Raw genomic sequence first — 23332 nt, forward strand, 5'->3', positions numbered from 1 at the left:
TATGGCTCGTTTCAATTATTCTTTTGATGCAGCAACCGTCGTATCCGCTAACTCTCGCTCCGGTGCAGGCGCCTTCGCGACATTCCCTTTACCGGCAAAGTTCTCAAGCAAGTCTTTCATATCGATACCGGAAGAGGCTTTCAACGTTTGTTGCAATGAAGCCATAAGGTCCGTTGCATATCCCGTCACCTTCCCTGCTCCACCGTTTTGACCACCGCCTGTGTCGACGACCGTGATTTGATCGATGTTGCCAAGTGGTGCCGCAATTTCCTTCGCATAATCCGGAAGCATTTTAACGACCATATCGAGAATCGCAGCCTGCCCATATTGAGCGAATGCCTCGGCGATTTTCTCTTTCGCTTCCGCTTCAGCGAGACCCGTTAAGCGAATGATTTCAGCTTCCGCTTCACCTTTCGCGCGTTCAGAATCGGCTTCAGCAAGACCAGCCAAACGAACTCGTTCCGCATCCGCTTTCGCTTGTGCTTCGATGCGATATTTCTCTGCATCTGCGCTTGCGATTTGACGTGCTTTATCCGCAGCGGCCGATTGTTCGATCGAGTAACGGTCCGCATCAGCTTTTTTCTTCACTTCTGAATCATACTGCTTCTCACGACGCATGATTTCTTTCTCTTCGAGCTCGATTTGCTTTTGACGCTCGATGATTTGAACTTGCATCTGTTGTTCTGTAACTTCTTGTTTCGCACGTGCTTCCTCGAGCTCGTACGCTTGGTCGGCCCGGGCTTTGGCAACGTCTTGCTCGCGACGGTATGCCGCAATCCGGAGCTGATTCTCTTTCTCTGCTTCTGCGATTTCTGATGCTCGTTCTAACTCTGCTTTTTTCGCATCTTTCATCGCTTCCGCCTGTTTGATGCGCGTTTCTTTATCCGCTTCCGCTGTGGCGATATCGGCATCACGCTTCACTTGCGCGATACGAGGTTTACCGAGTGATTCTAAATAACCATTTTTATCTCGAACATCTTTGATTGTGAAGGAGACGATGACAAGTCCCATCTTCGCTAAGTCTTGAGAGGCGACGCGTTGGACTTCTTGAGAAAACTTGTCTCGGTTTTTGTAAATTTCTTCAACCGTCATCGAACCAAGAATAGATCGCAAATGACCCTCTAATACTTCTTTTGCCTCGTTTTCTCGTTCAACTTTTGGTTTTCCGAGGAACTGTTCTGCGGCTGTCGCAATTTCACTGATGGACCCGCCGATTTTAATGATGGCCGTTCCGTCCGCCATGACCGGTACACCTTGTTCGGTATACACTTCAGGCGTTGTGACCTCTAGCTTGCTAGAGAGTAAACTGAGTGGTTCTGCTTGTTGGAACACTGGGAGGACGAACGTTCCTCCACCACGAATGATTTTGACACGGTTACCCGAGGTGTCGCTATGTACATTTTTCTTGCCTAAATAACTACCTGTTACAATCAACGCTTCGTCAGGTCCGACCGTGCGGTATTTCAAAACGAATACAAACACGAGTGCGAGGATGATGACCCCGACGATGATGCTGACTAAAATAGCCGTATTCATAAGTTATTTCTCCTCTCGAATCGTAGGTTCGTCATATGTCATGACGATGGCGATATTACTTTTCACTTCAATAATAATGACGCGATGGTCAGTGGAAATCGATGTCCCATCTAAACTTTGAGCTGTCTTCAAAAGGGACCCGGTCACCGTCTCAATCATGACTTCACCGTATCCGCCTTCTGGGATCGGTACTGTCAACCGTCCGATTTGTCCTACCAACGCTTCATCTGTCAATCCGATTGACTCTTCAGCATTGGATAATGGTAACAACACGAACAAATAGAGAAGTGTTGTCAGAGCGAGCGACCCGACCAATGCGACAGCAAGTCCAATCACCGGTGACACGTGCGCCAATGCGTTTAAAATGAGTCCGATTCCAGCACCGAGTGCTAAAAACGATAAAATAACTGCAGGGTTAAACCAGCCTTCAAACATGTCAAAAGCATCAGAGAACATCATATAGATGAAGGTTCCAAAACCAGCGATGATCAACACCCACCAGTACAGTTGATCGATTGCCTCCATTACCACCCCTCCTGTCGACGTTGCTGTTCCATAAATAACATACGTCGAAGTTGCTCGACTTCAAGGGCGAGCTGATCCTCAATCTTATCCCATTCGGATAGGGACGACGTGGATAGATCGTTCGCTTCCCGAACTCGACCAATCGATTGTTCAATGCGCCGTCGATTATATACATCGACGAGTTCTTGACGTTCGAGTCGCATCCGGTTTAAAAAATATTCAACTTCTTTTTGAACCTGAACCACTTGATCCGTCACGTCCTCAGAAGAATCTTGCATCAGCAGCCGACGCACTCTCACTTGATGAGCCACTAATTTGGCAATTCTCGCTTCGAGTTCGAGAATGTGCTTGTACAATTCCTCTACCTCATCTTGATTCGTGTCATCGCGCCACCACACGTCCATCTCACCTCACTTTACTCTAATCACTTTCATATACGATAAAACCTCATCATCGGTTTCAAAAAATCATAAAAAAATGTAAAATGAATTTGCCAGACAGAAAGGAAGTGCTCATTTTGGGCAACCAAGTCATCAAGCTATCAACTGCTGATCAAGAAAAACTAAAAACCATGTATCACAAGTATGCAGTCACCCCGCCTCCTTACGCGACTTTCAGTGCAAAAACCCCTGGATTTGTCGTCACGATTTATCAATCGGGTAAAGTGATGTTCCAAGGTAAAGATGCAGATTCCGAGGCAGTGAAATGGGGAACCCCTGCCAAGAAAAAACAAGCGTCTCCACCGAAGACGACATTACCTGAAGGCTTTTCGAATTGGTCTGTCGTCGGGAGCGATGAAGTCGGAAAAGGGGATTATTTCGGACCACTCGTCGTCGTGTCCGCTTTTGTATCACGCGACCAGATCGCACTCGTCAAAGAGCTCGGTGTCAAAGACTCAAAACAGCTATCTGATCCTGAAATCATCCGAATCGCTAGAGATTTACACGCAACCATTCCCTATCAAAAAGCGACACTACACAACCCGACGTATAATAAGATGCAACGCACGATGACCCAAGGCAAAATGACCGCCATCGCACATAACGCTGCACTTCATGCCTTGCTTGAAAAACTTGAACAGAAACCTGACGCCATCCTGATCGATCAGTTTGCTGAAAAGTCGGTCTACTATCAACATCTACGGGCAGAGCGAGATGTCGTCCGTGATGACGTCTACTTTTCAACAAAAGCGGAAGGACTACACGTCGCAGTCGCCGCTGCTTCCATCTTAGCCCGCGCCTTTTTCTTAAAAGAGATGGATAAACTAAGTAAACAAGCAGGATTGACCCTTCCGAAAGGGGCAGGGGCAAAAGTCGACCAAGTGGCCGCTCAAATCATCCGACGTCATGGACAAGATTATTTACAAAAGATTGCTAAAGTCCATTTTGCCAACACGAAAAAAGCAATAAACTTAAACGAACGTCGTCTGTAGAGGTTCGATTTCAAATATGATATACTCATTTTATGGTTAAATGAACTTAAAATTTTTGGAGGATAGCGTTCATGTTGCATTATAAAACCTACACGATCAGCGATGACCATCCTTGGGTCGTCTTCATTCACGGAGCCGGCGGAAGTTTGTCGCATTGGTATCGTCAACTTCGCCCATTCCGTAAGAAATATAATGTGTTGCTCGTCGATTTACGTGGACACGGCGGTTCATACGATGCCGAACAATCGCTCAAACAACCATTGAACGCCTATACGTTCGATGTCGTCGCAAAAGACGTCATCGAGGTCATGGACCACTTAGGTATCGAAAAAGGTCATATGGTCGGACTTTCTTTAGGTACGATTGTGATTCAAGCGATGTTTGAACATTATCCGGACCGGATCGCATCGGTCGTCCTTGGAGGCGCCATCGTCAAGTTCAACGTTCGTTCGACACTGCTCATTCGACTCGGTAGCCTCGTTCAAAATTTCGTTCCCTATATGTGGTTATACAAATTGTTCGCATGGATCTTATTGCCGAAAAAACGGCATAAAAAATCACGGATGATGTTTGTTCGTGACGCTGCGAATTTGTGTCAACGCGAATTTATTCGCTGGTTTAAGATGACTGAGAACATCAATCCATTATTAAATCAAATCACTTCGATTCAAACGAACGTTCCGATTTTATATATCATGGGCGATGAAGATTATATGTTCCTCGAAGCTGTGGAACGGACCGCAAAACACCAACCGACTGCCAATGTTGAAATCGTTGCAGACTCTGGTCACGTCGTGAATGTGGACCAACCCGAGCAATTCAATTCGTTGTCGATGAAATTCATCGATGATCAAATTCAAGCACGCTCTCTACAAATGAGCTGATTCAGGATGCCACCATACATTCTGAATTTTTTTAGTTTATTTTCAGAAAATATTGATTATTGCAAAAATAGGTGGTATTCTTTAGCAAATCCAACAAAGAGGAGATGCTTGAGATGTTCAAACCCGTACATATGAACAGCCTGCTGATTATTATTCGACTGAGGGACTGAAATCGTTTTGTTTTTGAAAAACGACTTTTCAGGCCCTTGTTCCCGTGGTAATCGGACAGGCGCCTGCACATGTAACTCGCGCCTATCCTAATTGGATAGGTTTTTTTATTGGCACATAGACAAAGAGGAGATGATGGAAGTGAAGCAGTATATGATGGATCGAATGGTAAAAATTTCAGCAGGGATGGCAAACGCCGTACTCGTCACGCTCGGTGTTGGTCTATTGATTGAGACGATCGGTAATTTGACCGGGATCGCGATGCTCGTCCAAATCGGGCAAGTTGCGAAATCTTTGTTGGCACCAGCACTAGGAGCCGGTGTTGCCTTTCAACTCGGAGGGAACACGCTCATCTTGTTTAGCGCCATGATCGCCGCTACAATTGGCGGTGCCGCTTTAAAAGCGACCGAAAGTGGGCTCGTCCTCGTCCCAGGTCAACCAATTAGTGCATTGATTGCAGCCGCAGCAGCAGTATGGCTCGGCAAACGAGTTCTCGGAAAAACAAAGTTCGACATGATGGTCGTACCCGTAACAGCCGTTCTCGGAGGTGGAATCGTCGGTGTTGCCGCAGCGACAGTCACGACTCCTCTCATCAACTCCATTAGTCAAGGCATCACAGCGTCCGTTGAAACGTCACCAATCGCGACATCTCTCGTCATCGCCCTTGTCTTCAGTGTCATGCTCATGTCACCTGCTTCATCGGCCGCACTCGCCATCGCTCTTCAATTAGACCCTGTCGCCAGTGCTGCCGCATTGATTGGTTGTTCTGCTCAGTTTGTCGGATTTACATTGATGGCGTATCGTCAAACCGATCCAGGTGGTTTGGTCGCTTCCTTCTTTGTCACGCCGAAAGTTCAGTTCCCGAACATCATCAAAAATCCGCGAATCGTCGTTCCACCATTCATTGCAGCGATGATCTCAGCACCGATTGCCACGTTAATGTTCTCACTACAAGTGCCGTATGAAATCGCCGGTCTCGGACTCAACTCTCTCATTGCCCCGCTTCAAATTTTAGCAGTACAAGGAATGGACGCGTTTCTCATCTTCACGATGACGGGTGTCGTTCTTCCCGCACTCATTACCTGGGCACTTTATCGTGTCACGAGCCTCGTCGGTTGGACGAATTTCGGTGACCTTGCCCTTGAAATTCAATGAAATAAGGAGCGCTGTCCAAATCGGACAACGCTCCTTATTTTTACGCTCGTACTTCAGCGCCGTGTGCTGCACGGACCGCTTCGACGATTGTTTCATATGCTGCTGTTACTTCTTCATCTTGTAACGTTCGTGACGGGTCTTGGAACTTGAGTGAGAAGGCAATCGACTTCTCTTCTGGTCCAACATTCTCCCCTGTATATACGTCAAACAAGACGAGGTCGATCAAGAGTGGACCTGCCGCTTCACGGATTGTTTGCTCCACTGTGCCAGCCGGAATCGAACGTGGCAAGACGAGTGCCAAATCTCGTGAAATCGATGGATAACGCGGCACGTCTTGATACAGAAGCGTCTCTTCCCCATTGAGTGCCAATAGGTCGAGTTCAAACACATACACTTCTTTCATCCCGTAGACTTCTTTTGACGTTCCTGGATGCACTTGTCCAACATAACCGATGACGTCACCGTTCATCAAAATGTTCGCCGTGCGACCTGGATGCATATCCGGCATCGATACCGCTTCATACGTGACATCAAGACGAAGTGTTTGAACCAACGTATCGACAATCCCTTTCGCGACAAAGTAGTCGACCGGAATCCGAGTGCCTTGTGAACGATGATCCATCCAAAGACCTGTGACAACTCCCGCCACTCGTTCTTTTTCACGTGGTAACGTATCACCTTGCTCCGTATAGACACGTCCCGTTTCGTAGAGTGCGACGTTTGATTGTTGACGCGCCGTGTTGTAACGTGCCGCCTCTAACAACCCAGGGATGAGTGATGTGCGAAGTACAGAACGCTCTTCACTCATTGGCATCGCTAGACGGACGAGTTGATTGGCTTGACCACCAAAACGTGTCGCATGTGCCTCACTCGTTAATGAATAGGTGATCGCTTGTGATAATCCGGCACCTTGTAACATGCGGCGTGTCTTTCTGCGCAACACGTTGATTGCTGGTAAATAGCCTTTCGACTGAGATGCAGGTAACGTCGACGGGAGGCTGTCATATCCGTATAGACGAGCAACTTCTTCCGTGATGTCAGCTGGCAGCTCTAAGTCCGGACGACGAGAAGGGATATGAACACTCAATACATCATCGCCTTCTGTAGCTAGACCGAGACGTTCTAGAATACGTTCAATCGTTTGACGATCAAGTGTCATTCCTAGACGTTTATTAATGTAATCGACCGAGACTTCGATTTGACGAGCGCGTGACGCTTTTTCACCAGAAACAGTCGCTTCCCGAATCTCGCCTCCACCGAGCTCCACAATCAATTGTGCGGCACGGTCGAGCGCAAGCATGACACGTTCCGGGTCCACACCTTTTTCAAAACGAGCGCTTGAGTCAGAACGAAGACCGAGCGTACGGCTCGTCTTACGAACTGAAGCCGGATCAAAGTATGCTGATTCTAAGACGATATCTGTCGTAGAGGCGTCCACTTCTGTGTTCGCACCACCCATGACACCTGCGATCGCGACCGGTGTCTGACCATCTGTGATGACCATCATTGAAGCGTCGAGCGTACGTGTCACGTCATCTAGCGTAACCATTTCTTCTCCGTTCTCAGCCTGGCGGACCACAATCGATTGACCGAGTTTTTTCGCATCGAATGCGTGGAGCGGTTGACCGATCTCAAGCATCACGTAGTTCGTCACATCAACAATGTTGTTGATTGGACGAACGCCCTCTGCGATCAAGATGTTTTTAAGCCATTGTGGAGATTCTGCGATTGTGACTCCTCGTACTTCACGCGCCGCATAGTATGGGCAGTTCGGTGTAGCGAGTTCAATCGACACTTCAGACGTAGAAGATGATGTGACCTCTGCTTTTGGCAACGTGTACGGACGCTCTAGAATTGCCGCCACTTCATGAATGATTCCATAAAGACTCAAACAGTCCGAACGGTTCGGCGTCAGGCCAAGCTCGATGACCTCATCGTTCAAGTCGAGTAAGTCGAGTACGTCCGCTCCAACTTGGACATCTTCACGGAATGTGTGAATTCCGTCTTGCTCATCTTCTCGAATTTGCTTCTTCTCGAATCCGAGTTCCTCGAGCGAACAGATCATTCCTTGAGATTCGACACCGCGAAGTTTTGCTTTTTTAATTTTTATTCCTGGTAAACGTGCGCCAACTTTCGCCACGATGACGTGTTGACCTTCGCGTACGTTCGGTGCGCCACAGACGATTTGAACGGGATCACATTCGCCGATGTCTACTTTTGTCACGTTCAATTTATCCGCCTCTGGATGCTTCTCACATGAAAGGACACGACCGACGACAATCCCAGAAAGTCCTTCTGCACGGTTTGTGACACTTTCCACTTCAATCCCGTTTTTTGTGATCAAGTCGCCAAGTGCTTCTCCGCTCAAATCTGACACATCAATATATTGATTCAACCATTTTTTTGATAGTAACATCTGTCTTCCTCCTTAGAATTGCTCGATGAAGCGTAAGTCGTTTGTGTAGAAGTGGCGGATGTCATCGACACCGTGTTTGAGCATCGCCATACGCTCAACACCGATTCCGAATGCGAATCCTGACACTTTTGACGAGTCATAGCCTGCCATCTCTAACACATGTGGATGTACCATCCCGCCTCCGAGAATTTCAATCCAGCCGGTTCCCTTACAGACGTTACAACCTTTTCCTCCACACTTGAAGCATGAAATATCAACTTCAACGGATGGCTCCGTGAATGGGAAGAAGCTTGGGCGAAGACGAATTTCACGTGCCTCACCGAACAATTGCTTCACGAACACTTCAAGTGTCCCTTTTAAGTCTGCCATCGAAATCGACTCATCGACGACTAACCCTTCGATTTGCATGAATTGATGCGAGTGCGTCGCGTCATCTTCATCACGACGATATACTTTTCCTGGGCAAATGATGCGAATCGGTTTCCCGTTCGCCTCTAGCATCGTCCGTGCTTGTACCGGTGACGTATGTGTACGGAGCAACGTCTCCTCGGTAATATAGAACGAGTCTTGCATATCACGTGCTGGATGATCTTTTGGCAAGTTGAGCATCTCAAAGTTGTACAAGTCCGTTTCGACTTCAGGACCTTCTGCAATCGTGTATCCAAGTCCGACGAATAAATCTTCCATCTCGTCGATGATCTGTTGCAAGAGATGACTATGCCCTGGGGTTGATGTACGTCCCGGGAGCGTCACGTCAAGCGTTTCCGCTTTTAACTTCTCTTCTAGCTCGATTGCTTTCACTTCTTCGATTCGAGCATCGAGCGTCGTTTGAATCGACGTACGGACCGTATTCGCCAATTCACCAATGACTGGACGTTCCTCTGCGGATAACTTACCCATCCCACGAAGTACCTCGGTCATCGGACCTTTTTTCCCTAAATATTTGATGCGGACGTCATTTAATGATTTTTGTGTGGATGCCTGTTTGATTTCTTCAAGTGCTTCCATTTGTAACTGTTCTAATTGCTCTTTCATGTGTTCACTTCCTCCTCTACATAAAAAAGTCCCTTCAGTCGTTGACTGAAGGGACGAATCATCGCGGTACCACCCTACTTGGCCAATAGTTGGCCCACTTGAGAGCATCGTTATCGAGATGCCAAACCGGTGTTGTCTCCAACACGACTCCAGAGTGAATTCAGCGACGATTCCGGCTTAGGCTCTCAGTCACGGCCCATGCTCCCTGAACGGAATCGGTCATTCGCTTACTATGTTCTTTCAACGTCATATCATATTCATCGATGTGTTTAACCTATCACGTTTTTCACGTGCTGACAAGATTATTGTAAAGCGATCCGATACATTAAAATACCGGCAGCGACCGCCGCATTGAGCGATTCTGCCTCACCGAGTACTGGAATATGGACACGGGTGTCGCACAGTGCCAACACATCGGCATGTACACCTTGTGCTTCATTTCCGATGACCAAAGCTACTTTGTCTTCAAATGCCACCTGCTCATACGATGTCGCTTTCGAAAGGGCTGTTCCATACACATGGAAACCATCTTCTTTCAGTTCAGGTAGTTTTTCAAGCAAGTCAACCGAAGTCACGTTCACGTGAAACAAGGAACCTTGAGTCGCACGAACGACTTTGGCATTGAACGGATCGACCGTCCCTTTCCCGAGGAGCACCGTATCAAATCCGGCTGCATCTGCCGTCCGAATCATCGTACCTAGGTTACCTGGGTCCTGTACCCGGTCTAACACGAGAACTTTCTTCATCTTACGCTCTACCGGTGTCATCTTCACGACAGCAAACACACCTTGTGTCTTTTCTGTCTCAGATAACAGGTCAGCGACATGATCAGATAACTCGAGCACCGGCATGTCCTCGATGCGCCACGTCTTTTTCGGTACGTACGACTCTGCCATGATGAGTTGTACGAGACGACCTGCTCGGATTGCCTCATCCACCAAATGCTCTCCCTCTACAAGGAATTGCCCGGTTTCTTGGCGTCCTTTTTTCGTCATCAATCGTTTTAATCGTTTAATCGTCTCGCTCTTCGTAGACGTTATCTTCGTCATATTATCCCTCTTTCAACCATTGGACCGTCTCGTGGTCTAAGCGTTTCGTTAATGCGACAACGAGTTCAATCGCTGCTTCGTAGTCGTCTTTATGGATGATTGACACGTTCGTGTGTAAGTAACGAACAGGTACTGTCAACGCGATCGCCGGCATTCCAATCCCAGACAAATGGAATCGTCCTGCGTCTGTTCCGCCACCTGGTGTCAAATCAAGCTGATATTTGATGTCGTTTTCTTTTGCTACCTCAACAATGAGGTCGACGAGACGTGGATTCGTCACGGTTGTTGCATCAAAGAAGATGACTTGAACGCCATCACCAAGTTTTGACAACCCTTCTGCCGGTGTCATTCCTGGCGTATCACTTGGAATTCCTGTATCGACAGCAATCGCCACATCCGGTTGAACCAAGTTAGCCGCTGTAACCGCTCCACGCAATCCAACTTCTTCTTGTACCGTCGCACCTGTATAGATGACACCTGGGAATGCTTCTTCCTTCAGGCGTTTTGCAGCTTCAATGGCAATGGCACAACCGATTCGGTTATCCCAAGCTTTCGCCATCAAGAAGTTCTCATTTTTCATGACCGTGAATTCACAATGCGGGACGACCGTATCACCCGGACGAATTCCCCATTCGGCGACTTCGTCTTTTGATGTCGCACCGATATCTAAAAACATGTCTTTGATTTCAACCGGTTTTTTACGTGCTTCAAGGGGAAGGACATGTGGTGGTTTCGCACCAATCACTCCCGGGATCTTTTCACCTGAACGTGTCACTACATCCATCCGTTGTGCTAATAAGACTTGGTTCCACCATCCACCAAGCGCTTGGAAACGTAGAAACCCACCTTCTTCCACACGCGTGACCATAAAGCCGACTTCATCCATGTGGCCTGCAATCATGACTCGAGGTCCTTCTGCGTTTCCAGTCACTCGACCAAATAAACTTCCGAGACCGTCTTGTTCAAATGATTCGACATGTGGTTCAAGGTATTCACGCATTAACTGACGGACTTCCCCTTCATTTCCCGGGACGCCAGTTGCGTCTGTCAGACGTTTTAACATATGTAACGATTCATTCATACCAATCCGCTCCTTTTCCTTAATAGCCTAATTGTTGTCGCTCATGGTTCACTTCATTTTTGTTCATATACGCCATGAAAATGAGTTGTTCATTGAACCCAAGCGTATAGCCAAGTTCAAGATACGCTGCCATCAGCGTCTCGTACATCGCTTCTGTTTTCGAAAGACCAAAGTTCGTCACTTTTCGATAAATATCTAAAAAAGCATCAGTCGCATCAAGATATGAGCTCCCCGCAGGAAACGCGTCTCGTTCATACCCAAGTGCAAGGCCGAGTGACAGTAAGAAATGAATGCCGTCTACATATTCTTCTAAGATCACATCTTGAGGCGACGGTCCTTTCTTCGACCAAAACTTAAAGCTACGTGTTTCGTTAGCCAGTTCACCGAGTTCGACAAGCAGCGCCAGTAACCGTTCATCGAATTGATTGCCGGATAATCCATGTTGTTCTTTGATCCGCTCGTCTAATTCGCGCTGCCGATCAAACAATGTTGTCCAGTTCACCGGATGTTCCTCCTCTATCTCCACTTATAGCAGTACTAAAATCATTAAAGACCAGCCTACCGCTAAAATCAATACTTGTAATTGGAGCAGTTTTGGGGCATGAACGGTCTTTTTGCGCGTCAAATGGAGACCGAACAAGGCACCGATGGCTCCTCCTGCATAGGCGTATAGCACGTTGAAATCACCTTGGCCATGCGTATAACGTTTTGCCTGGATATAGGTATATACGTTCAAGACGATCAGCGCAAGGGCAACGATGGCGACAACTGATTGATTCATACGCTTTCCTCCTTCTCTTAATTCTAAGAAATTCTGAAGAAAAAAGAAAGCGCCGAGAGAGTGTCTCGGCGCTGTCGATTGAACGATTACGCGTTCAATTTTGATTTAGCTGTTTCAGCGAGTGACGCGAATGCCTGTGCATCTGTCACAGCAAGCTCAGCAAGCATCTTACGGTTGATGTCGATTCCTGCAAGCTTGAGGCCGTGCATCATACGACTGTATGAGAGACCGTTTGTACGTGCTGCCGCATTGATACGTGTGATCCAAAGACGACGGAAATCACGTTTCTTCTGACGACGGTCACGGTAAGCGTACATGAGTGACTTCATGACCTGTTGTTTTGCTACTTTAAATAGAATGTGTTTCGAACCAAAGTATCCTTTGGCAAGTTTAATTTGCTTTTTACGACGTTGACGAGTCGTATAACCGCCTTTTACGCGTGGCATATGGATTCCCTCCTAATTGTTTCTGTATTACTTCGCGATCATGTTGCGAATGCGTTTGAAGTCTCCAGCTGATACGATAGCGCCTTTACGGAGCTTACGTTTCGCTTTAGTCGATTTGTTTGCGAACAAGTGACTTGTGTAAGCGTGTGAACGCTTGAGTTTACCTGATGCTGTACGTTTGAAACGTTTTGAAGCACCGCGGTGCGATTTCATTTTCGGCATGAGTATTTCCTCCCCACTGAGAATCGATGATTAATCTTCTTTGTTCGGAGCCAGCACTAAGAACATGCTGCGTCCTTCCATCTTCGGCTTTTGTTCAACTGTTGCCAAATCGGCACATTCCGCTGCCATTTTGTCCAAAACACGTTTCCCGATTTCCGAGTGTGTGATGGCACGTCCGCGGAAACGAATCGAAGCCTTCACTTTGTTTCCTTTTTCAAGGAACTTGCGTGCGTTACGCAATTTTGTTTGGAAATCGTTGTCCTCGATTGTTGGACTGAGACGTACTTCTTTCATTTGGATAACTTTTTGGTTTTTACGCGCTTCTTTCTCCTTTTTCTGGAGTTCGAAACGGTACTTCCCATAATCCATAATTTTAGCGACCGGTGGATTCGCTTTGTCCGCGACTAAGACTAAGTCTAGTTCCGCTTCTTCAGCTAAACGTAACGCATCGTTACGCGATTTCACACCGAGTTGTGCGCCGTCTGCGCCAATGAGACGTACTTCACGGGCACGAATGTTTTCGTTGATAAAGAGCTCTTTGCTAATGGTTAGCACCTCCATCGTGCGATTGCACGAGATTTAGATTGACAAGACAACATGGCAATAAAAAAAGCGTCGGCAGTTTCCCACCCACACATCAGTTGAGGTCATAAAACGGCAAACGATGCCGATTGAACCAAGAACTTGATGGACCTGCCTGATGACTCTCAGACGAGGTGAAAAGCGGGTGCTTCTGCTTTGTTGTTTTTAATCACTATGTCATCTTAGCACTAGCAGGAAAAGATGTCAAGATATCGCGCATGAATAATTGGTAGCTCACACTTTTATGATGATACCAGTCATTCTCTCGTTTCGCAATACCTTTTCAAAGGGAATAATGAATTATCAAAGGAGGGATTTACATGAACTGGCGAAAAGACGTCTCGCGCGAACATGACTATCACGACCAGGTTCAGCAGATCGTCAGTAAAACGATGCAGGCGCATGGCTTAGAAGATGAAAAGTTGCAGGCAGTATTAACGGACTTATTAGAAGAGATGAATCGTATCACATTAAAGATTGTCGATGATCACGAGTCGGCTCAAAACTATATTCATAAACGATGGTACTAAATAGTGAGGAATTCTGTCTTTCTTATGTACCATGTAAAAACGTCCAGTTCCACATCAATGGAATTGGACGTTTATTCATGTTTACTGTGCGTAAACCATCTGTCCACCGAGGTGCCCGGCGTATGCAAGAAGTCCCGCTCCCACAAGTGCGATCACAAAACTAAGCGTGATCCATAGCTTCCCTTTCGCACGATATCCGATGGCAAGCAAGACAACAGTGATGCCAAACGCGATCAAGCTGTACAAGGCAAAATGTTCATGGTTTTCAATCATCGCCTCTGTGACCGAAGGAAGGTTTGCTTCCGCATACTCCTCGGCACTGTCACCCGATAGAAATGCCACTCCGCCTGATATTAATCCAGCAACGAGCGTGACGAGTGCAAACAGTCGAAAACTTGTCCATTTGAAGCTAATCAAAATCAAAAGCGTCCCAAACAGTAGAAGACCAATCGGAGCGTGCACGAGCAATGGATGTAGCGGAACACCACCGAGCATAACGATTCCTCCCTAAGATTAAGATGATGGATGAAAGTTATTTACCCCGTTTGATGATTTTTTTACCCAGTTTTCCTTCTTTTCACAATGATACACAATTAATTCGTGAGCGACTTGAAGAAGTTGCTAATTGCTTCAAACAATCTCGAGAAAAATCCTTGAACTTCCTCTTGCTCAAGAAAAGCCTGTACGTCCTGACCTGCATCTTTTAATCCATTACTGATTGCAGACCAATCCAGATTCGCTTGTTGCATGTTTTCAAATAGTGTCGTCAATTGGTCGAGTTGTCCTTCAGACAATTGAACGTTATTTTGATTCAACACCTGAATGACGATGTCACGAATCTCAATATTCGTCTCCGGCATTTGGTTCGCGATTTCCGCTTTGATCTCATTCATGAGACCGGCAACATCCTCTTGACCAACTGTCTTTCCGATTTCAGACGTCACTGCCAACTCTTCCTGTGCAAGTTCTTTTCGTTCATCCGACAGTTCAATCCCGGTTTCGGCCGCCGTTTGATCATACGCCTTCATGATCCCTGTCAAAGCGGACGTACCCGTCACGTTAATTGGCGACGTGATATAGATGTCCGCATCCGTCACACCTGCTGTGACCAATGCGTTCGCATACATATCTTTCGTGACCCACGTCACATTTTCAGTTTGAATATCAAGACCTGTCCCGTCCGTTAATTTAATTCGTGCGGACGAATACATGCCACCCCCACGTTGCGCCTGTGGGACAGAATCTCCTAAATATTTTTCTTCATCCGCTGCCGTCGTAATAATCGGTTCGATTCCCTCTGGCGCGTCCATACGTTCAAGTACCCATTTTTGTTGTTCTGAAGAGAGCGACTCCCCGAGCGTCACAATCGTGTCATTGACGATTGCCTCTGCCCCGACTTTCGGAAGTGCTCCTGTAAATGCGACTGCTCCAATAGTAAGTGCCAATACTGGCTTCATATAATTCATGAATTATCACTCCTTAATGTTTACGATACGTGCAGACGACGAATTACACATCCGTCTTTAGACCGAAAAAAACCACCTTTCTCGATGGAAAGGTGGCTCCTTGCTTAGCGTGAACGGTTCGCAATCTCTTCTGTGAGGGATGCGATGAATTCGTCAAGTGATGCTGATACTTGTTCTTGTTGACCGTAACGGCGAATGTTGACCGCGCGCTCATCACGTTCCTTGTCCCCAAGTACGAGCGTCATCGGAATCTTCTTCATTTGCGCTTCACGAATCTTATAGCCAAGTTTCTCGTCACGGAGGTCCGTTTCGACGCGGACACCACGCTTGACGAGTTCCGCTTTGACTTCAGCGACATACTCATCATGGACATGTGATACCGGAATCAATTTCACTTGTACCGGTGCGAGCCATGTTGGGAATGCGCCTTTGTATTCTTCAATCAAATACGCAACAAATCGTTCCATCGTCGAAACGACACCACGATGCAAGACGATTGGACGATGGTCTTTCCCGTCTGGTCCTGTGTACGTCAAATCGAAACGTTCTGGGAGTAAGAAGTCAAGTTGAACAGTCGAGAGCGTCTCTTCTTTCCCAAGCGCCGTGCGTACTTGCACGTCGAGTTTCGGTCCGTAGAATGCCGCTTCACCTTCTGCCTCGAAGTATGGAAGTTCGAGCTCGTCCATCGTTTCTTTCAACTGGCTCTGTGCCATCTCCCAAATCGCATCGTTATCGAAGTACTTCTCTTTATCGGCAGGATCGCGATATGAGAGACGGAAACGATAATCTTTAATGCCAAAGTCAGCATATACTTCTTGAATCAAGTGAACGATGTCTTTGAACTCTTGTTTCATCTGTTCAGGTGTCACGAACGTATGCCCGTCGTTCAAGACCATGTAGCGGACACGTTGAAGTCCTGTGAGCGCGCCAGACATCTCGTAGCGGTGCATCCCACCAAGCTCAGCGATCCGGAGTGGAAGCTCACGGTATGAGCGTGGCTCATGTTTGTAGATTGTCATATGGTGCGGACAGTTCATCGGACGAAGGACGAGTTCCTCATTGTCCATCTCCATTTTCGGGAACATGTCATCTTGATAGTGGTCCCAGTGTCCAGATGTCTTATACAAGTCGACCGACCCAAGCACCGGTGTATAGACGTGTTGATATCCGAGTTCGAGCTCTTTATCGACGATGTAGCGTTCGACCGTACGACGAATCGACGCACCTTTTGGCAACCACATCGGAAGTCCTTGACCAACTTCTTGTGACACAAAGAAGAGATCGAGTTCTTTTCCGAGTTTACGATGATCGCGTTCTTTCGCTTCTTCAAGAAGTCGCAAGTGCTCGGCGAGTTGTTCTTTCGTCGCCCACGCCGTTCCGTAAATACGCTGTAACATCTTGTTGTCTGAGTCGCCACGCCAGTATGCTCCAGCCACGCTCATCAATTTAAAGATTTTCAACTTCGAAGTCGATGGGACATGTGGTCCGCGGCAAAGGTCGAAGAATTCCCCTTGATGATAGATTGTAAGTGTCTGATCGGCAGGAATGTCTTCAATCAACTCGATTTTGAGTGGGTCTCCCAACTCTTTATAACGAGCGAGCGCTTCGTCAAGTGAAACGACTTCACGAGTGATTTCTAAGTTTTCGTCGACGATACGTTTCATCATCTTCTCAATTTCAGGAAGGTCTTCCTCGTTGATTCGGCGGTCCATTTCGATGTCGTAATAGAATCCGTTCTCGATTGTCGGTCCAATCCCGAGATAGATGTTATTCTCTTCTCCGTATAGACGCTTGATCGCTTGTGCCATTAAGTGCGCTGACGAGTGACGCATCAGGTCGAGACCGTCCTCTGAATCTGGCATGACGAGCTCGATTTTGCCGTCCTGTTCAATCGGACGACGGTAGTCGATGAGTTCTCCGTCTAGTTTTGCTGCGATTGCTTTTTTGCGAAGTCCCGGGCTGATTGAGCCTGCGACGTCTTCTGCCGTGACGCCGGCATCAAATTCTTTTACCGCGCCATCTGGAAATGTCAATTGAATCATGTACATCTGTCCCCTCTCAAAAAAATGAATATAAAAAAAGCCCATCCCTCAAAAAGGGACGAGCTTTGATTCTCGTGGTACCACCCTCGTTCCCAAGCATCACGCTTGGCTCGAACACACGATAACGAGTGTGAATCGCCGCACGATTGACCCGTACGGTGCTCTGAGGGAGTAAATGCATCGTCGTCGTTAGGAAGCTTTCACCGCCCTTCCCTCGCTAAAACTCGTCTCGATGATTCATATCCTCTTCTATGCATCACTTATATGGTTATTAGTATAGTCAACTCATCCGAGAAAAACAATCCTTTACCGACGTCGATTTTCACCCTTCAGTTCGATTTGTGTCGTCGTCGTTGAAATTCGTTGCATGAGACGCTGCGCTTTCATTTTATTTTGCGCGGACCCATCGATTGAAAAGTGAGTCTCGAGCTCTTCTCCGCTAAAGTTCGAACTATATAGCGTCGGCAATCGATGCATCATCCGATATTGGAGAATGATGCCGAACAGTTCGTCGCGCACCCACGGGCTGATCGCCTCAGCACCAATGTCATCAATCAACAAGACAGGCACATGTTGAAACGACGTCAAAAATGAATCAAACGATTCGGTGCGAATTTTGCGTTTTGCCTCCGATACGAATCCAGGGGCATGAACTAAAATCGTCTCGATATCCGCCACTTTTAATTCATTGGCAATGGCGGCGAGCAAATACGTTTTCCCGACACCGAAACTCCCGTGTAAATAGAGTCCGTTTACTTTTTGTTTGGACTTCATCCCCGTTACGAAACGCATCCCTTCCCGAAGTGCGATCTTGCGTGCATCGTCCGCCCAATCAAATGACTCAAAGCTCGCCTCACGGACCTCTTCAGGTAAAAACAGGCTCTTGAACTTTCGGTCCATCTCTTTTTGGCGTCTAGCTTGTCGGTGAGCGACCGTCTCTTCATAGCGAATAGCGATCTGCCCAAGATCGACATAGAGCACCGGTTGATGACCCGGGATGACGGCTTGTTCTTCGATGAACGTCTTCCCATCCATCTGCTCGGCATACTCACTCAGCTTCGTGAATCCAATTTCAATCGCTTTTTCTTCTAACTCAGGATGAGCGTTCAAAAAGGCGATCACTCCTGGATGATTGAGCGTTCGTCTGCGAATCGACTCATACGCTTCGCGGACTTCTTTTCGATTCATCAACTGCGATAACGACTGGTTGATTCGTTCCATCCCCTCACCCCTTCTCTTTCAATTCATTTAATAGTTTTACGAGCTCCGCGTCATCCGGAACGGAAGACTCCAATTCTTTCTTTCTCGCCTGATCATACGATCGCTGTTGTTTCGCTTCATCCTCGAGCCATTTCGGCATCTCGCCTTGTTGAGGTTTCCGACGCGAACCGACAGTCGTCCGCTGTACATTTTCACGTTTTTGTTGCTTCTTCTCAATGAGCGCATCTTGTGACGCTTCTTGCTCCAACGCTTCTTTCGCGTTCGTATAACCAGCCGTCTTCCAACTCGTGGCGATACGAAGGATGTAATTCTCGTTCAGACGAGTCTGTTTCTTCACTTCAATACAATAATAGAAGAGTGCGTTGATCACGCCCGGTGCGAGCCCGAGCGTATCGACGAGTTCGATAACCAACTGTTCATCACTCTTCGACAGCTGAGGCGTCTTCCGAAGTGTCGATACGTATTGATGGGGGTGGGCCGCTTCCATTACCGCTGGATCATGTAAGTCTCCCAACTTGGTCTCTTCGAGCTCCACCGTCTTCTCTTTTCGATGCCGTGTCTGCTTTTTCTTCAACTGTAATACCATCTGACGGCATCCGTCCCGCTTCTCCTGCTCACTGAGCGGAAGATAGGCTTCGTGAACGAAATATTCTTTCAACATCTCCGCCATCGTCTCTTCGTCGAGTTGAGAGACATAGGCCAGTTTTGTGATGGTTTCGTCTAATTTCTTTGTGAAAAACCCGACTGGGAAATTCGTCAGTTTCTTCACAATATCCATATCGAACGAATAGTTGATTTCAATCTTCGCGCGATCTGGTTTTTCGTAGTTCTTTTGCGTGAACGCTCGATGGTTGACACCTTTGACATCAAACACTTCATTAAAGTCTTTCGTCACCTCGACGATTCCCGCTGGCAAAGGGTCGATTGTGAAACGCCCCTGAAGTTGTTTAAATCGCACTTCCCCTACTTTATAGAAGAGAAAGCTCGATAACAGTCCATCGTTTAAAAACGTATGCGGTGCGAGCGGCACACGCAATTGATAGACGTATTGCGTCAACCGGGCATCTTTCGTTTTATACGTCCGTACCAATCCGATGGCTTCGAGGCGAAATAGATTATCCGTCAATTCATTGATGGAGTACTCCAACATCTCACACAAGGCACTATGAGACATATAGTTCGATTTCATTTTGCCTGGTTTCAATTCACTCCACAGCGTCTGATACAGCGCGAGCGCTTTGACACCGATGACAGGCTGATATAAGTGGTAAAGGGACTGATACGATTCGCGGTCAACAAGACCTGTACTCATAATGAGCAGTTCGTCCGTCCCAAAGATTGTACGTTCTTTCTCCATAGCTCTCTCCCCTGAAAAAGGGCGACCAGCAGGCCGCCCTTTAGTTGGTCGAATTTTCTTGCTTCATTAAATCTTCAAGTTCTTTAAAGAACACAGTGATATCTTTGAATTGGCGATAAACCGATGCAAAGCGGACGTATGCGACTTCATCGACACGTGCGAGTTCATTCATCACCAACTCACCCACTTGCTCACTCGGAATTTCCGACTGCGCGAGGGCGCGAAGTTGTTGTTCGACTTTTGTCACGACTCCTTCAAGCTGTTCAAGTGTGACCGGTCGCTTTTCACACGCACGAATGATTCCACGGAGCACTTTTTCGCGACTGAATTCTTCACGGTTTCCATCTTTCTTCACAATGATGAGGGGTGTCTGTTCCACCGTCTCAAACGTTGTGAACCGATACCCACATTTTTCACATTCACGACGACGTCGAATCGAATAATGGTCTTGCACCGGTCGGGAATCGAGCACTCTCGTTCCATTGTGATCACATTTCGGACAACGCATGCTCAAGCCTCCTTATCGTTCGACAGATTTATTTCCGATAGCACGAAGCGGGAATTGTTGTGTGAGCGCCTCGTAATAGTGAGTAACGATTTGTGCGAGGTCTGTCCCGAGTCGCTGTTCGCGGTTCAATGTAAAATCGACTGCTGTACGACCTCCGTCTACTTGCACGATCGTAATGAGTCCGTCCCATCCGTCACCAATGAACGAGAGTTCGCCACGGTTCGAGTCGATTCGACGGACCGTCTGACCATTTGACTGAATCTGACTTTCTAACCATTGTAAGATTGCATTCGGAGATGCCGCATAGTAACGTGTCCGAAGCGATTCATTTTTATGTGTATCTTTCGTTTCAATATGTGTTTGTAACTTATCTAACAGTCCCATAATCCACCTCAACGCCTGAGTTATATACGTTAAGCATATCAAAATTAAGGCAACAACAAAACAATTAAAAGGGCTGACCGTCAAACGGCCAGCCTCAAAAGGTTCTTCAGAATTATTTAGTTAGTGCAACTTGTGCTTCCGGAACACGAATTGGTCCCATTCCACGCTCAAGTTTCACATCTTCACGTACTTTTGCATCCAATCCTTCGGCGATGTATTGCGATGCCGTAGCTGGATCGATTCGATCTCCACATGTGAACACGTCAACCGACGCGTAGCCATGCTCTGGGAAACTGTGAATCGTTAAGTGTGATTCTGAAATGATGACGACTCCACTCACACCGTGTGGCGCGAATTTGTGGAAAGCAACTTCGCGGACTTCAGCGCCCGAACGAAGAGCTGCATCGACGAACAAACGCTCGATGTAGTCGATATCATTTAATTTGTCGGGATTGCACTCCCAAAGTTCTGTAATAATGTGACGTCCCATAGTATCCATATTAGTGGATCCCCCTTTACATCAATGGTCTCAAAGTAGTTGATGATCACTCACTTTGTGCCTGAATCGCCCACAACCACGGGGGCAAGTTAGTCCTAAGAGGTCCTAACCCTTTAAGTTGCGTTTGTCAGACCAATTGAAGTTCACGAAACTGAGTGTAACGTGTTTGGGACGTCGTTACAAGACATTTGTTTAAAAAAATCAAAAATAATTTTTAGACCGTAATATTTTTTAGGCGTGTGTTTCTTGTTGCCCGATTTGAAGGTAACTCGCCACCATGTCTAACAAGTCGACGACACGGCACGAATAACCCCATTCATTGTCGTACCATGCGAGTACTTTTACATGATTTCCGCCAAGTACCATCGTCGAATCCATATCGATAATCGACGAACGGTCGTCTCCATTGAAGTCAATCGATACGAGCGGTTCATGAGAGACACCTAACACGCCCGTCATCTCTCCAAACGACGCACGTTCAAACGCTTCATTCACTTCATCAACCGTTACGTCACGATGAAGTTCAACAACTAAGTCGACGAGTGATACGTTCGGTGTCGGGACGCGGAGTGCCATTCCGTTTAATTTCCCTTGAAGCTCTGGCATGACAAGCCCGATCGCTTTAGCCGCTCCTGTCGAGGTCGGGATGATTGAACTGCCACAAGCACGCGCCCGGCGTAAGTCCTTATGCGGGTTATCAATGTTATTTTGGTCGTTCGTGTACGCATGAACAGTTGTCACTAAACCAGTTTCAATACCGAATGTCGAGTGTAACACCTTCACGACCGGTCCAAGACAGTTTGTCGTACACGATGCATTTGAAATGATGTGGTCTTCTTCCGGGCGATAGTCTCGATCGTTGACCCCCATCACAATCGTACGTAAATCTCCTTTCCCTGGCGCAGTCAAAATTACTTTTTTTGCGCCTGCATCTAAATGAAGTTTCGCCCCGATATCCGAGTTAAACTTCCCTGTCGCCTCGACCACGATGTCGATGCCAAGGTCTGCCCACGGTAAACGTGATGGATCACGTTCTGAAATGAGTTCGATTCGCTTTCCATCGACTTCAAGCGCATCCCCTTGCGCTCGAACCGTCAATCCGAATGGACCGTGAATGGAATCGTGTTTGATGAGATGTGCGAGCGTTTCCGCTGGATAACTCGCATTGATTGCTACGACTTCATGACGTCCCTCAAGCATCAATTTCCGGAATACCATTCTCCCGATTCGACCGAATCCGTTAATCGCAACTTTTGTCCCCATGCTAAATCCCCCTTTTTCTACATTACGGTTTCATTATAACGGATAGCTGTAAGCGTTTTCACTATGAATCGTCACATTTTTTTCGTTTTTCTTTGTTTATTTTTTGAAAATGAGGGAAATTTCTTGTCGTGAAGCACAACAGAAAGGAGGCGTCACCATGTTTGATTGGGGAGATATCGATAAGTTCTTCATTTCATTCTTTATCATTTTACCGATTGTGACGTTGATTCATGAGTTCGGACACTTCTTTTTCGCAAAGTTGTTTGGGGGCTCGCTCGACATGCAAATCGGGACAGGAAAAAAACTATTTAAAGTAGGACGTCTTCAAGTGAACCGCGTCTATTTTTATGATGCGTGGTGCCAGTTTACAGATTTAAAATGGAGCAATAAGGTCACCCGCTCGCTTGTATATGGCGGCGGAGCCATTTTCAATCTAGCGAGTATCTTAATTGTCAATGCGTTTATTTTAAGACGAGAGATTGAACCGACGTTGTATACGTATCAGTTCGCTTATTTCTCGTTTTACTATATTTTCTTTTCACTGTACCCCATCTATTATTCGAACGGTCATCCAAGTGATGGACGTGCCATTTATGACACATGGAAGAAGGGTTCACCCGACTCCGATCCATTGAACTAAAAAAGAAGGCGATTATTCGCCTTCTTTCAGACTGTAGACAAAATATAGGTCTACGGTCTTTTTTTATGCCCAAGCCGGGCACGGCTCGCTTTCCTAGGGGCAAGCAGGGA

At 46.9% G+C, this 23332-nt stretch carries 26 protein-coding genes; 5 read left to right on the forward strand and 21 right to left on the reverse strand.

Translation table 11 applies throughout. The features are described from left to right. Positions 1-15 precede the first annotated feature (15 nt). From KNO99_RS12840 to KNO99_RS12850, 3 genes are read right to left on the reverse strand one after another with little or no spacing between them, the layout of a single operon-like run. Positions 16-1536: a flotillin lipid rafts scaffold protein FloT gene (locus KNO99_RS12840; RefSeq protein ID WP_214693180.1), complete on the reverse strand. Its 1521-nt coding sequence runs from the start codon at positions 1534-1536 to the stop codon at positions 16-18. Between the two features lie 3 nt (positions 1537-1539). Then, positions 1540-2061, reverse strand: coding sequence for an NfeD family protein (locus tag KNO99_RS12845; RefSeq protein ID WP_214749289.1), 522 nt, complete (start codon positions 2059-2061; stop codon positions 1540-1542). Continuing rightward, complete coding sequence (locus KNO99_RS12850) at positions 2061-2459, reverse strand: hypothetical protein (RefSeq protein ID WP_214749292.1); 399 nt, start codon at positions 2457-2459, stop codon at positions 2061-2063. The genes KNO99_RS12845 and KNO99_RS12850 overlap by 1 nt, the downstream gene beginning before the upstream one ends. 119 nt (positions 2460-2578) lie before the next feature. Here KNO99_RS12850 and rnhC point away from each other — a divergent pair, with 119 nt between their 5' ends. From rnhC to KNO99_RS12865, 3 genes are all read left to right on the forward strand, one after another. After that, positions 2579-3493 carry a ribonuclease HIII gene (gene rnhC / locus KNO99_RS12855; protein WP_214749295.1) on the forward strand — a complete coding sequence of 305 codons (915 nt, stop codon included), beginning with the start codon at positions 2579-2581 and terminating at the stop codon, positions 3491-3493. A gap of 71 nt (positions 3494-3564) precedes the next feature. Beyond that, on the forward strand, positions 3565-4377 hold the full coding sequence (locus tag KNO99_RS12860) for an alpha/beta fold hydrolase (RefSeq protein WP_214693189.1): 813 nt from the start codon (positions 3565-3567) through the stop codon (positions 4375-4377). Between the two features lie 300 nt (positions 4378-4677). After that, complete coding sequence (locus tag KNO99_RS12865; protein ID WP_214749298.1) at positions 4678-5700, forward strand: PTS sugar transporter subunit IIC; 1023 nt, start codon at positions 4678-4680, stop codon at positions 5698-5700. A 40-nt stretch (positions 5701-5740) separates the two neighbouring features. Here the strand turns inward: KNO99_RS12865 and pheT are convergent, their stop codons facing one another. The 9 genes from pheT to infC form a co-directional block, all read right to left on the reverse strand. After that, positions 5741-8116 (reverse strand): phenylalanine--tRNA ligase subunit beta, encoded by a 2376-nt coding sequence (gene pheT, locus KNO99_RS12870; protein ID WP_214749301.1) that lies wholly within the window; start codon positions 8114-8116, stop codon positions 5741-5743. Positions 8117-8128: 12 nt separating this feature from the next. Then, positions 8129-9151, reverse strand: a complete 1023-nt coding sequence (pheS, locus tag KNO99_RS12875; protein ID WP_214749304.1) for a phenylalanine--tRNA ligase subunit alpha — start codon at positions 9149-9151, stop codon at positions 8129-8131. A 302-nt stretch (positions 9152-9453) separates the two neighbouring features. Further along, a complete protein-coding gene (locus tag KNO99_RS12880) occupies positions 9454-10200 on the reverse strand; it encodes a TrmH family RNA methyltransferase (RefSeq protein WP_074033405.1) in 747 nt (248 codons plus the stop codon). Between the two features lies 1 nt (position 10201). After that, complete coding sequence (locus KNO99_RS12885; RefSeq protein ID WP_214749307.1) at positions 10202-11281, reverse strand: M42 family metallopeptidase; 1080 nt, start codon at positions 11279-11281, stop codon at positions 10202-10204. Between the two features lie 19 nt (positions 11282-11300). Further along, a complete protein-coding gene (locus KNO99_RS12890) occupies positions 11301-11783 on the reverse strand; it encodes a dUTP diphosphatase (RefSeq protein ID WP_214749310.1) in 483 nt (160 codons plus the stop codon). Positions 11784-11807: 24 nt separating this feature from the next. Then, complete coding sequence (locus tag KNO99_RS12895) at positions 11808-12062, reverse strand: hypothetical protein (RefSeq protein WP_214693206.1); 255 nt, start codon at positions 12060-12062, stop codon at positions 11808-11810. A gap of 86 nt (positions 12063-12148) precedes the next feature. Continuing rightward, a complete protein-coding gene (gene rplT, locus KNO99_RS12900; protein ID WP_012726696.1) occupies positions 12149-12508 on the reverse strand; it encodes a 50S ribosomal protein L20 in 360 nt (119 codons plus the stop codon). A 27-nt stretch (positions 12509-12535) separates the two neighbouring features. After that, positions 12536-12730 (reverse strand): 50S ribosomal protein L35, encoded by a 195-nt coding sequence (gene rpmI, locus KNO99_RS12905; RefSeq protein WP_012726697.1) that lies wholly within the window; start codon positions 12728-12730, stop codon positions 12536-12538. A gap of 30 nt (positions 12731-12760) precedes the next feature. Then, the gene (gene infC / locus KNO99_RS12910) at positions 12761-13291 is read right to left on the reverse strand and encodes a translation initiation factor IF-3 (protein ID WP_074033409.1); all 531 of its coding nucleotides are present in this window, start codon (positions 13289-13291) and stop codon (positions 12761-12763) included. Positions 13292-13632: 341 nt separating this feature from the next. Between infC and KNO99_RS12915 the strand changes: the two genes are divergently transcribed. Further along, positions 13633-13842: a hypothetical protein gene (locus KNO99_RS12915; protein ID WP_012726699.1), complete on the forward strand. Its 210-nt coding sequence runs from the start codon at positions 13633-13635 to the stop codon at positions 13840-13842. Between the two features lie 81 nt (positions 13843-13923). On the opposite strand, the gene KNO99_RS12920 is transcribed toward KNO99_RS12915, so the two are convergent. The 9 genes from KNO99_RS12920 to KNO99_RS12960 all read right to left on the reverse strand — a co-directional run bounded on the left by KNO99_RS12920 (position 13924) and on the right by KNO99_RS12960 (position 22582). Then, the gene (locus KNO99_RS12920; RefSeq protein ID WP_214749313.1) at positions 13924-14337 is read right to left on the reverse strand and encodes a DUF2231 domain-containing protein; all 414 of its coding nucleotides are present in this window, start codon (positions 14335-14337) and stop codon (positions 13924-13926) included. 98 nt (positions 14338-14435) lie between these two features. Then, positions 14436-15308 (reverse strand): DUF1002 domain-containing protein, encoded by an 873-nt coding sequence (locus tag KNO99_RS12925; RefSeq protein ID WP_214749316.1) that lies wholly within the window; start codon positions 15306-15308, stop codon positions 14436-14438. Positions 15309-15412: 104 nt separating this feature from the next. Then, entirely contained in the window at positions 15413-17356 is a 1944-nt protein-coding gene (gene thrS / locus KNO99_RS12930; protein ID WP_214749319.1) for a threonine--tRNA ligase, read from the reverse strand. A gap of 300 nt (positions 17357-17656) precedes the next feature. Continuing rightward, the gene (gene dnaI, locus KNO99_RS12935) at positions 17657-18571 is read right to left on the reverse strand and encodes a primosomal protein DnaI (RefSeq protein WP_214749322.1); all 915 of its coding nucleotides are present in this window, start codon (positions 18569-18571) and stop codon (positions 17657-17659) included. A 4-nt stretch (positions 18572-18575) separates the two neighbouring features. After that, positions 18576-19928, reverse strand: a complete 1353-nt coding sequence (locus KNO99_RS12940) for a DnaD domain protein (RefSeq protein ID WP_214749325.1) — start codon at positions 19926-19928, stop codon at positions 18576-18578. 40 nt (positions 19929-19968) lie between these two features. Continuing rightward, the gene (gene nrdR / locus KNO99_RS12945; RefSeq protein ID WP_012726705.1) at positions 19969-20436 is read right to left on the reverse strand and encodes a transcriptional regulator NrdR; all 468 of its coding nucleotides are present in this window, start codon (positions 20434-20436) and stop codon (positions 19969-19971) included. Between the two features lie 12 nt (positions 20437-20448). Further along, positions 20449-20820 (reverse strand): hypothetical protein, encoded by a 372-nt coding sequence (locus tag KNO99_RS12950; protein WP_214749328.1) that lies wholly within the window; start codon positions 20818-20820, stop codon positions 20449-20451. A gap of 112 nt (positions 20821-20932) precedes the next feature. Beyond that, complete coding sequence (gene speD, locus KNO99_RS12955) at positions 20933-21319, reverse strand: adenosylmethionine decarboxylase (protein WP_026825618.1); 387 nt, start codon at positions 21317-21319, stop codon at positions 20933-20935. Between the two features lie 231 nt (positions 21320-21550). Then, positions 21551-22582, reverse strand: a complete 1032-nt coding sequence (locus KNO99_RS12960; protein WP_214749331.1) for a glyceraldehyde-3-phosphate dehydrogenase — start codon at positions 22580-22582, stop codon at positions 21551-21553. A 157-nt stretch (positions 22583-22739) separates the two neighbouring features. On the opposite strand from KNO99_RS12960, the gene KNO99_RS12965 reads away from it, so the two are divergent. Beyond that, positions 22740-23222, forward strand: coding sequence for a site-2 protease family protein (locus KNO99_RS12965; RefSeq protein WP_214749334.1), 483 nt, complete (start codon positions 22740-22742; stop codon positions 23220-23222). The last annotated feature ends 110 nt before the right edge of the window (positions 23223-23332 follow it).

This window comes from Exiguobacterium sp. s189 (genome assembly GCF_018617615.1).
Taxonomy (GTDB): Bacteria; Bacillota; Bacilli; order Exiguobacteriales; family Exiguobacteriaceae; genus Exiguobacterium; species Exiguobacterium aestuarii_A.